Below are 10,090 nucleotides of genomic sequence, written 5' to 3'. Positions count from 1 at the left end.
TCGCCGGTGGCGTCGACCTCGACCCGCTCGCCTCGGCGGATCTCGCCGAAGAGGATCTTCTCGCTCAGCACGTCCTCGATCTCGCGCTGGATGGCGCGGCGCAACGGCCGTGCCCCCAGGACCGGGTCGTAACCGCGTTCGGCCAGCAGCTTGCGGGCCGCCTCTGTGAGCGTGATCGACATGCCCTGGTTGACCAGGCGCTTGTCCAGTTGGGCCATCATCAGATCGACGATCAGCTCGATCTGGGCCTGGGTCAACTGCGGGAACACAATCGTGTCGTCCACACGGTTCAGGAACTCCGGCCGGAAGTGCTGCTTGAGCTCGTCCTGGACCTTGTTCTTCATCCGCTCGTAGTCGTTCGACAGGTTGCCGCCGGCCTGGAAGCCGGTCATGACGCCCTTGGCGATGTCCTTGGTGCCGAGGTTCGTGGTCATGATGATGACGGTGTTCTTGAAGTCCACCGTGCGCCCTTGGGCGTCCGTCAGCTTGCCTTCCTCCAGGATTTGGAGGAGCGAGTTGAAGATGTCCGCATGGGCTTTTTCGACCTCGTCGAACAGCACCACCGAGAACGGCTTGCGCCGCACCTTCTCGGTCAACTGCCCGCCCTCTTCATAGCCCACGTAGCCGGGAGGCGAGCCGAACAACCGGGACACGGTGTGCCGCTCCGCGAACTCCGACATGTCGAGTTGGATCAGCGCGTCCTCATCGCCGAACAGGAACTCCGCCAGAGCCTTGGCCAGTTCGGTCTTGCCGACCCCGGTCGGCCCGGCGAAGATGAACGAGCCGCCTGGGCGCTTCGGGTCTTTCAGCCCGGCGCGGGTGCGGCGGATCGCCTGAGACAACGCCTTGATCGCCTCGTCTTGGCCGATCACGCGCTTGTGCAACTCGTCTTCCATCCGCAGCAGGCGGCTGGACTCCTCCTCGGTCAGCTTGATCACCGGGATGCCGGTGGACATGGCCAAGACCTCGGCGATCAGTTCCTCGTCCACTTCCGCCACCGTGTCCAGGTCGCCTGCGCGCCAGGCCTTTTCGCGTTCGGCGCGGGCCTCGGTGAGCTTGCGCTCGTCATCCCGCAACGACGCCGCTTTCTCGAAATCCTGGTTGTCGATCGCGATTTCCTTCTCGCGCCTTGTCTCGGCAATCTGGTCGTCCATCTCCCGCAGTTCCGGCGGGGCCGTCATGCGGCGGATCCTGAGCCGGGCGCCGGCCTCGTCGATCAGGTCGATGGCCTTGTCGGGGAGGAACCGGTCGTTGACGTAGCGGTCGGCCAACTGCGCGGCCGCCACCAGCGCCGAATCGGTGATCGACACGCGATGGTGCGACTCGTAACGGTCGCGCAAACCGCGCAGGATGTCGATGGTGTGCGCCACCGACGGCTGCTGCACCTGGATCGGCTGGAAACGGCGCTCCAGCGCCGGGTCCTTTTCCACGTACTTGCGGTATTCGTCCAGGGTGGTGGCGCCCACGGTCTGCAGTTCGCCGCGCGCCAGCATGGGCTTCAAGATCGACGCGGCGTCGATCGCGCCTTCTGCGGCGCCGGCGCCCACCAGCGTGTGGATCTCGTCAATGAACAAGATGATGTCGCCGCGGGTGCGGATCTCCTTCAGAACCTTCTTCAACCGCTCCTCGAAGTCGCCGCGGTAGCGCGAACCGGCCACCAGCGACCCCAGGTCGAGGGTGTAAAGCTGCTTGTCCTTGAGGGTTTCGGGGACGTCGCCGCGAACAATGTCTTGGGCCAGGCCCTCCACGATCGCGGTCTTGCCCACGCCCGGCTCGCCGATCAGCACCGGGTTGTTCTTGGTCCGGCGGCTAAGGACCTGCATCACGCGCTCGATTTCCTTCGAGCGGCCGATCACCGGGTCGAGCTTGCCTTCGCGGGCGGCCTGGGTCAGGTTCAGCCCGAACTGGTCCAGCACGGCGCTGCCGGCCGGGGTCGAGGCCTCCGGGGCCGTCCCCGCCATCTGCTCCTTGCCCTGGTAGACCTGCAGCATCTCGATCACCTGCTGGCGCAGGCGGCCCAGGTCGGCGCCCAGTTTGACCAGCACGCGCGCGGCCACGCCCTCGCCCTCGCGGATCAAACCCAGCAGGATGTGTTCGGTGCCAATGTAGTTGTGCCCCAGTTGCAAGGCTTCGCGCAGCGTCAGCTCCAGGACTCGCTTGGCCCTGGGCGTGAAGGGAATATGGCTGCCGCTTGGCGACTGCTGTCCCTCGCCAATGATCTCTTGCACCTGGCTGCGCACACTCTCCAGGGTCATCCCGATCGCCTCGAGGGCTTTGGCGGCCACGCCTTCGCCCTCGTGGATCAGGCCGAGCAGAATGTGCTCCGTGCCCAGGTAATTGTGGTTGAGCAGCCTGGCCTCTTCTTGGGCCAGCACAATCACCCGACGTGCACGGTCGGTAAAGCGCTCAAACATAGTGCTCCTTCTGTCGGGGCCGGGTCTGGCAACGGCGGCTTCCGCGGCAAAGACTTAGCCCACTCAATCGACTCTAGCTAGCAACTGCGCGCCGAGGTAACCGTGTTCGCCCAAGGCGCAGAGCTATTCACCTGTCCAAAGGCGCGGCGTCCGTCTAGCAACGGCGTGAGTCGCATCCGACCCTTCAAACACCTGCCCGGCCAGAGTAATTCCCGCGCCCCCTCCGTGTTCGTCGCGGGCCGCTCCTTCCCATCCCCCGACCCGCCGACGGCTCCGCCCGCGCGAGCCGTCAACGGGGTCGCCTGAGTCGGCCATGCCCGTCGAGGCCGGCGGTTCGCCGCCTCAGGAGTCCGGCTTCCGGAGCTCCAGCGCCGAACCGTCCGCCAAGTCGATGGTCAGGATCCCGCCTTCCACCGTGTACCGGCCCGACAGGGGGTTCAGACTGCCGTCGCTGTCGGTGATGGTGAGTGTCTCGCCGTCGGTCGCCCAAGTCTGCGGCGGATCGGAGTGGCCGGTGAAGACGCCACCCGACTCCTGCCCGCCAAACCCCACGTACATCGCGAATCCCGCGGTGCCGTCTTTCAGGAGCACGATGCCGACCGCGACCGCCTTGTCCTCTTCGCTGGGCTCGTAGTCCGGCAGCGGCAAGATTCGGAGTTTGTCGTCCGCGCCGTAGTACAGCCATTGGCCCGTTAGTTCTTTTGCGGCGGCGTCCCCGCAGGCGGCCAAGCTCAGGGCGAGCCCCACGCCCAGTCCCCCCGCCAACAAAGATGACCAGCGCTTTCCCTTCATTTTCGGCTCCTTTCTGGCCCGGTTCGGCCTGCTTCGGCCGACTTGTCCACGAAAGTACGGGCCGCCAACCCGTCACGGGTCTGCGCCGAGCAGACAATCGGCGAGGCCCCGCTCTCCCCCTCGGCGGCGGTTCCGGGCGAGACCGTTTCCGGCTCCGCCTAAAGCAGAGCGCCGAAGCGGCTTTTAGCCACTTTTATCCTCTTTTAGCCACTTTTATCCTTCTGCGACTCGCCGGGGCGTGGGGGCACGCGAGCGAGCCGTCAGCTTGGCTCGGCTAACCAAGGCCGTTGTGCGGTGGGTTGAAGACTCGCCCGCAGAGGGGGTCAGGTGTCGATTATCAGGGTGACTGGGCCGTCGTTGGTCAGCGTCACTTGCATGTCCGCGCCGAAGACGCCGCGGGCGACCACCAGTCCGCGTTCTTCCAGGGCCACGGCAACCCGTTCCACCAGTGGCTCGGCCTGCGAGCCGGGAGCGGCCTTTGACCAGGACGGTTTGCGGCCTTTCTTGGTGTCCGCGTAGAGCGTGAATTGGCTGATCAGCAGCACTGGCGCGGCGGCCTCCGTGACGGAGCGCTGGTCGCGCAAGAGCTTCAACTCGGCGATCTTGCGGGCAAGCTTCAGCGCTTGCTCCTCGCCGTCGTCATGGGTGACGCCCACCAGGACCACCAGGCCCTCGCCGGTGAAGCCGCCGACCTGGTGGCCGGCCACCTCGCAGCGGCCGTCAACTGCCCGTTGAATGACCGCTCGCATGTGCCCGCCTCCTTCACCAACCGCCAGGACGGCCGGGACCGCCCCGGCCGGAGGGACCGCCGTACGGCTTCAAAGCGGGGCGAACACTGATCATGAACACAAGCGCCGCGACAAGGGCGGCTATAGACAGCGGCCCCCCAAAGCGGTAATACGTCCCGCCGTAGGGAAGCGGGACTCCCACGAAGCCGATGGCCATGGCGAAGGCGGTGATGGCCACCCAAGCGCCCTTGGACATCTTGCCCGCCGCGATGTAGGCACCAGCGGGAGCCTTCACCGCGAACCCAAAAGCCACGACTTCCACGACGAAAGCCGCCAGGCCGAGCAGCCCGAACAGGATGGCCACAGGCGTTATCACGAACGCGAACGACATGAATCCAGGTTAGCCGCGTCGGCGCAACGAAAGCTTGGCGGGCGCGGCCCGTCTGGCTGGGCGAGCGTCCGATTCGCCGGATCTGGGCACAACAGGCGTCTGACCAGCCGCGACGAGGCCACCCGGAGCGCCGGGCGCCGCCACCGCGAGCCGCGCGTTCTCCGGCAGGGACCGCTTGACCAAAGCCAGCGCGATCGGCCCCAATTCGTGGTGAACACCCACGGACGTGACCCGGCCGACCAATTGGGGGCTGGGCGGCGGCTCGCCTGCGGGCCGGGAATGGTCGGCCGCGCCATTGCCTGAGGGATCTGATTGGGGCCACACGGCGAGGGCAGGCGGAGCTTCCGGGTTGGCGTTGGCGGCCCTGGCCGGCTGTGGCCGGCCGACTGGCTGCGCGCCTGCGGGCGCGGCCGGACCGGCGCCTGGGCCGTCCTGGGCGAAGGCGTACACGGCCGCTCCGCGATCAGGCCAGGCCGCGTCCGATCCGTCCAGGTGCAAGAACACCAGGCGCCGGGGCGGCTTGCCCACATTGATGATCTTGGCCACCGTCTCCTGGCCCGGATAGCATCCCGAATTCAGCGGAACCGCGCTGCGCAGCCAGTCCAGTTCGTGCGGCAGGGTCTTGCCATCGGCAGCCTCGCGGCTGGCCAACGGCCTCCAGGCGGCGATCCGCAACGGTTCCAGGTTGCCCGCGTCGATTCGGCGGTAGCCCAGGTCCTCAAGCCTGATCGGCAACGGGCTGGCCTGGGACGGGTCGTAAACATAGACCGCCAGGCCCTTCCAGCGCCCACCCGGATGCGGTGAGTCAACCGCGTACCGAGGCCAGGCCCGCCCCACGTTGGAGGACTGGTCCGGCCCGCTGCCCGGACTTCGCCCCGGTCCGTTGCCCGAACCTCGCTCCGGCGCACCGGCTGGGCCCGGCCATGGGTCGGCGAAGGATCGGTCATTCACGCCCGGCGCGGCTGCGGGCGTGACCAGCGTCTTCAGGTCTGGCCGGGAGGCGGCCTCCGCCCGCAGGCGGAAGCGACGCGAGTTGATCAAGTCCGCCAGGGCGTCCGCGGAGCCGTCGGTCACCAGGGTCAGCCTGGTCGTCTCGCCGTCAGGCTCCTCCCAAACGGCGAAACCGAACATGATGTGGCCGTTGGCGTCCAACGCCAGGGCCTCGGCGCCGCCGGGCGGGAGTCCGGCGGAAGGCGGCAGAGTGGTCAGGGCGCTCAGGAGGCGGAGCGAATCTGGGCCGGCCAGGTGAACCACGCGGACGGCATCGGGCAAGGCGTAGACCCTCTCCCTGGCGTCGAAGGCCCGCTGAGCGGCCAAATCGTGACGACCCATGGCGACCTAGGCCGGGCGCCGGCGGAGTTGGGCGGCCATGTAGGAACCCAGCGGATGCCCGAAGCCGGCGATGTCCCACGCCCACAGCAAATCGCCGTTGACCAGGCCGTAGAGGCGGGTGGCGGCGTTCACCTCCGGCGCCGAGGCGGTGCGGATGACCGCGTCGGTGGCCAGATCGACGCGCGGGCCGTTCACTTGTCCCAGGTAGAGGCTCTGGTAGCCGGCCGAATCGGAGATCAGCACCTCGATCTCGAACGGCGGGTCGGCTTGCGTCTGGCCGGGTGTGACACGCCAGAATCCGGCCTCCTCATGCCAGAGGGTCGTGTCCTCGTGCGGCTGAACGTCAGGATCGGCTGGGGTGGTGCCAGCGGCTCGGCCTTTGCGGGATTCCCCGCCGCTTCCAGTGCGGGCGCTGTCGGCTTCGGAATCCCCGCCGGGGAGCAGCCAAGTGCGGGCGCGGTAGGACAGGTACGGGCCGTCTGCGGCGTCGAAGTCGACCTCCTGGCGAATGCGGCCTGGTTTGACCGGGCCGTAGCCAATCGACCCTTCGCCCCGCCAAGAGCCGACCAGCCACGCGAGTGGGTAGACCTCCGGGACCAGTTGATCCTCAAACATGACTGCCACACCTGGGACGCTACCCGCCGGAACCGGGCCGCCCAAATCGCGGCCGGCAGGCTCGCGCGCCGCCGAGCGCGCCAAGGGGTGGGTTGCGGCCTGAGTTCGGCTGGCGTCAGCCGCCCGGCCGCAATGGAATCTGGCTCGGGGCGGTTCGAGGTCAGCGGATCAGGGCCGCCGCCCAAACCGGGACGGCCGCCACCGCCAAAGGGATGGTGACCAGGGCCGCGTCGCGCCAGCGCGGACCGCCCCGCGTGATCCCGAGCGGTTCGGCGACCAGCCAGACGGCCGCCGGTGCGATGGCGCAGGCCGCGGCCAAGGCGGCGCCCGCCCACCAGTGAGTCACCACCAAGAAGGACGCGCCGGCGCCAGCGGCGGCCGCGAGAACAACCCCCGCCAGGGCACCGGCCTCGGTCCGCCAAGGCCGGTCCGGCAGCCAGCGGCTGAGCCCCAAACCGAGGCAAGCGGCCGCGATCCCCACACCGGCGAGGACCGCAAGATCCAAAAACTGGGCCATCTGGCTGGTGGTAACCCACAACCCCATGGCTGCCACGCCCATGACGCCGCACGTTGTGGCCGCGACTGAGCGGACCAAATCGGGTCTGGGCGCTGGCCGGGTCAGTTCCCGGACGAACACCGCAGGGAAGCCGAGGGCGATAGCAACCAACACGGCCGAGGCGTCGCCAGGCCTGAGCGTGGCCAGCACAACCGCCACCGCGCCGGTAAAAGCCAAGGTCAGGCGGGCAGAATGGGGTTCAGGCAACTGGGTCAGGGCGGGCCAGCCCGCGACCAGCAACGCGGTCGCCAAAGACACCGCCGCCACCGTCCAGACCCGCGAGGAGCCGGGCGCTGAAGCGATGGCCAGACCACCGGCCGGCACAAGGCCGACCGCCGAAGTGACCAACAGGCGGACAAAACGTTCCACTAAGCTCTCCCTGAAGTTAGATTAGTCGCGAAGCGATAGCCACAGACAACACTACAAAGGAGCTCGTCGATGGCAGAGATCCTGCTCTTGACTGTGGCTCCGGGCGCGCCCGGGTCCGTTCTTCCGGCCCTTGAGTTCCTTCCCCACCGGGTCAGGACCATGGGATTCGATCCTTCCTCGCTGGTGGATCTGCCAAACGCCGAGTTGGTCGCGTTGGACGCCCGCAAGGACCTTCAGTCGGCACGGGCCACGTCGCGGCTGCTTCAAGTCGCCGGTTTGGCGGCCCCCCTTCTGCTGATTGTCACCGAGGGCGGCCTGACCGCGCTCAGCGCGGAATGGGGCGCCCGCGACTTCGTCCTGGCCAGCGCCTCGCCCGGAGAGGTCGAGGCCCGCATCCGCCTGGCCCTGGCCACTCCCGTCATGGTAGGCGCCGGCCAACCCGACGAGGCCATCTCACAAGGCAACCTTGTCATCAACCCGGTCGCCTACACCGCCAAACTGCACGGCCGGAGCCTCGACCTCACCTACAAGGAGTTCGAGTTGCTGCGCTACCTGGCCGCGCACCCCGGCCGTGTCTTCACCCGAACGCAGCTCCTTCAAGAAGTCTGGGGCTACGACTACTACGGCGGCACCAGGACTGTGGACGTGCACGTCAGGCGGCTGCGGGCGAAGCTTGGGCCGGAAAACGACCAGCTCATTGGCACCGTTCGCAACGTGGGCTACCGCTTCGACGCCCCGAAGGAGCGCCACCATTCCGCGAAAACCAGGGTCGCCGAGGCCGACTGGCCGCCTTTGGCCGCAGCCGTCGTGGACCCCGCGCTGGTCGTCGCCGAGGTGCTGATCGACGAGGACACGGCCATCCCCAGCCGGCTCGACGTCTGAACCGGGCCTGGCCGCCCAGGCAGAGGGGCTGGTGCCCCTCAAGGTGCAACCGAAACCACGATCGTGATCCGCTGGTGGATCACGAAGGGCTTGGAGGTCGCACTCGGGGCGGCCTGCCCGCGTATTCACTGCTCCCCACGGGCCAGGGGGCGGGGAAGTGCGGCGACGTGCCACAGGATGTGGACCAGGTGGAAACGGGACTGCCGCCGCCGTGGCGGCCGGCCTGCGGGAAAGGCGCTACTCTGGACGACGGCCGGGCCGCGCATGCCCCGGGCTCCAACATTTGCCGCTGCGAGCGGCCTTCGCGCCGACTGGCGCTCCGCGGCCCAACCGACCAACAAAACCCCCGGCGGCGGCCGGTCTGGGCGCGCCCCCGGATCGCCTACGCTTGTCTGTGGCCGGTTATTGATGTCTAGGCTTAGGAGAGCCTGTGCGGTTCAGGTTGACACCCAAAGACGAGTCGTTTTTCGCCATGCTGGCCGTGCAAGCGCGGCTCCTGGTGGACGGCGCGGACGTGTTGGAGCAGATGGTCGGGGCAGACTTCGACGAGCGGGTGGACCTGGCCGCCCAGCTGCGGGAGATAGAGCACAACGCCGACGTCTCGGCCCACGCCATCATCAAGAAGCTGAACTCCACGTTCGTGACGCCGTTCGACAGGGACGATATCTACGACCTGTCCTCCGCCTTGGACGATTGCATGGACTACATGGAGGAGGCGGCGGACCTCATCGTCTTGTACCGGATAGACCGGCTGCCCAAGAAGACCGGCAAGCAGATCGCCCTGCTGCGCCGCGCCGCGGCGGAGACCGCGGAGGCCATGCCGCGCCTGCGGTCCCTCGACGGGCTGGCCGATTACTGGGTGGAGATCAACCGGCTGGAGAACCAAGCCGACCGGGCGTACCGGGCGCTGCTGGCGGACCTGTTCGAATCTGAGACGGACGCGATCCACGTCATGAAGCTGAAGGAGCTGATCGAGGCGCTGGAGCACGCCGCGGACGCCTTCGAGAAAGTGGCCAACACGGTCGAGACAATCGCCCTGAAAGAGTCCTGAGCCCCCATGACCCCGGAGATCATCCTGGCCGTCACCGTCATGGCGATCGCGCTGGCCTTCGACTTCACCAACGGGTTCCACGACGCGGCCAACGCCATCGCCACCGCCGTCTCCACCAGAGCGCTGCCGCCCCGGGCGGCCCTCACCATGGCGGCCGTGATGAACCTGGTGGGCGCGCTGCTGGGGACCGCGGTCGCGGAGACCATCGCCACGCAGATCGTCAACCTGGAGGGCCTGGACCAGCACGAGCAGCTCTCGATTGTCCTGGCGGGGCTGTTGGGGGCGATCGCCTGGAACCTGGTGACCTGGTGGTTCGGCCTGCCCTCCTCCTCCTCCCACGCGCTGATCGGCGGCCTGGCCGGGGCCGGCCTGGGCGCCATCATGATGAACTGGAACGATGTCGAGGTCCAGTGGTCCAAGATCATCGAAAAGGTGATCCTGCCCATGATCGCATCGCCCGCCATAGGCTTCACGCTGGCGTTCTTCGGGATGGTGGGCGTGCTGTGGCTGTTCCGGAACTCGCCGCCGCACCGGACGCTCCGCCGGTTCAGGGTGGGGCAGATCGGCTCCTCCGCCGCGTTGGCGCTGGGCCACGGGCTCCAGGACGCCCAAAAGACGATGGGCGTGATCTTCATGGCCTCTCTCGCGGTCGGCTGGAACAAGCCCGGCGACGGCATCCCGTTCTGGATCAAGGCGCTCGCCGCGTGCGCCATCTCCGCCGGCACCTACTCCGGCGGCTGGCGGATCATGCGGACCCTGGGCCGCCGCGTCATCCAATTGGACCCGGCCCGGGGCTTCGTGGCGGAGGCCACCGGCGCGCTGGTCCTCTATCTGGCGGCGTTCACGCCCATCCACGCGCCCATCTCCACCACCCACACCATCACCAGCGCGATCATGGGCGTGGGCGCCACCCGGTCGCTGTCCGCGGTGCGCTGGGGAGTGGCGAAGAACATCGTGGTC

General features: G+C 67.9%; 10 protein-coding genes. 3 read left to right on the top strand and 7 right to left on the bottom strand.

Going from position 1 to position 10,090, the window contains the following annotated elements:
* The 7 genes from LBC97_15460 to LBC97_15430 form a co-directional block, all read right to left on the bottom strand.
* A partial coding sequence (locus LBC97_15460) for an ATP-dependent Clp protease ATP-binding subunit (protein MDR2567424.1) occupies positions 1-2,414 on the bottom strand: 2,414 nt, incomplete at its 3' end.
* A gap of 342 nt (positions 2,415-2,756) precedes the next feature.
* Entirely contained in the window at positions 2,757-3,206 is a 450-nt protein-coding gene (locus LBC97_15455; GenBank protein MDR2567423.1) for a hypothetical protein, read from the bottom strand.
* 323 nt (positions 3,207-3,529) lie between these two features.
* A complete protein-coding gene (gene dtd, locus LBC97_15450; GenBank protein ID MDR2567422.1) occupies positions 3,530-3,955 on the bottom strand; it encodes a D-tyrosyl-tRNA(Tyr) deacylase in 426 nt (141 codons plus the stop codon).
* A 13-nt stretch (positions 3,956-3,968) separates the two neighbouring features.
* Complete coding sequence (locus tag LBC97_15445) at positions 3,969-4,325, bottom strand: DUF2516 family protein (protein MDR2567421.1); 357 nt, start codon at positions 4,323-4,325, stop codon at positions 3,969-3,971.
* 9 nt (positions 4,326-4,334) lie between these two features.
* Positions 4,335-5,657 (bottom strand): hypothetical protein, encoded by a 1,323-nt coding sequence (locus LBC97_15440; protein MDR2567420.1) that lies wholly within the window; start codon positions 5,655-5,657, stop codon positions 4,335-4,337.
* Positions 5,658-5,663: 6 nt separating this feature from the next.
* The gene (locus LBC97_15435; GenBank protein ID MDR2567419.1) at positions 5,664-6,272 is read right to left on the bottom strand and encodes an FABP family protein; all 609 of its coding nucleotides are present in this window, start codon (positions 6,270-6,272) and stop codon (positions 5,664-5,666) included.
* A 160-nt stretch (positions 6,273-6,432) separates the two neighbouring features.
* On the bottom strand, positions 6,433-7,197 hold the full coding sequence (locus LBC97_15430; protein ID MDR2567418.1) for a hypothetical protein: 765 nt from the start codon (positions 7,195-7,197) through the stop codon (positions 6,433-6,435).
* Positions 7,198-7,266: 69 nt separating this feature from the next.
* On the opposite strand from LBC97_15430, the gene LBC97_15425 reads away from it, so the two are divergent.
* The 3 genes from LBC97_15425 to LBC97_15415 form a co-directional block, all read left to right on the top strand.
* The gene (locus LBC97_15425) at positions 7,267-8,079 is read left to right on the top strand and encodes a response regulator transcription factor (GenBank protein MDR2567417.1); all 813 of its coding nucleotides are present in this window, start codon (positions 7,267-7,269) and stop codon (positions 8,077-8,079) included.
* A gap of 430 nt (positions 8,080-8,509) precedes the next feature.
* Positions 8,510-9,130 (top strand): DUF47 family protein, encoded by a 621-nt coding sequence (locus LBC97_15420; GenBank protein MDR2567416.1) that lies wholly within the window; start codon positions 8,510-8,512, stop codon positions 9,128-9,130.
* Positions 9,131-9,136: 6 nt separating this feature from the next.
* Positions 9,137-10,090, top strand: a 954-nt coding sequence (locus LBC97_15415) for an inorganic phosphate transporter (protein ID MDR2567415.1), incomplete at its 3' end; no start/stop codon positions are given.

Source organism: Bifidobacteriaceae bacterium (genome assembly GCA_031281585.1).
Lineage (GTDB): Bacteria > Actinomycetota > Actinomycetes > Actinomycetales > WQXJ01 > JAIRTF01.
Note: the sequence above shows the minus strand (reverse complement) of the source record. Positions and strands in the feature narration are given on the sequence as shown.

What these genes read in the sequence shown, in the direction of transcription:
- LBC97_15455 (MDR2567423.1), bottom strand. Translation starts at nt 3,206, where the DNA reads ATGAAGGGAAAGCGCTGGTCATCTTTGTTGGCGGGGGGACTGGGCGTG.
- dtd (MDR2567422.1), bottom strand. Translation starts at nt 3,955, where the DNA reads ATGCGAGCGGTCATTCAACGGGCAGTTGACGGCCGCTGCGAGGTGGCC.
- LBC97_15445 (MDR2567421.1), bottom strand. Translation starts at nt 4,325, where the DNA reads ATGTCGTTCGCGTTCGTGATAACGCCTGTGGCCATCCTGTTCGGGCTG.
- LBC97_15440 (MDR2567420.1), bottom strand. Translation starts at nt 5,657, where the DNA reads ATGGGTCGTCACGATTTGGCCGCTCAGCGGGCCTTCGACGCCAGGGAG.
- LBC97_15435 (MDR2567419.1), bottom strand. Translation starts at nt 6,272, where the DNA reads ATGTTTGAGGATCAACTGGTCCCGGAGGTCTACCCACTCGCGTGGCTG.
- LBC97_15425 (MDR2567417.1), top strand. Translation starts at nt 7,267, where the DNA reads ATGGCAGAGATCCTGCTCTTGACTGTGGCTCCGGGCGCGCCCGGGTCC.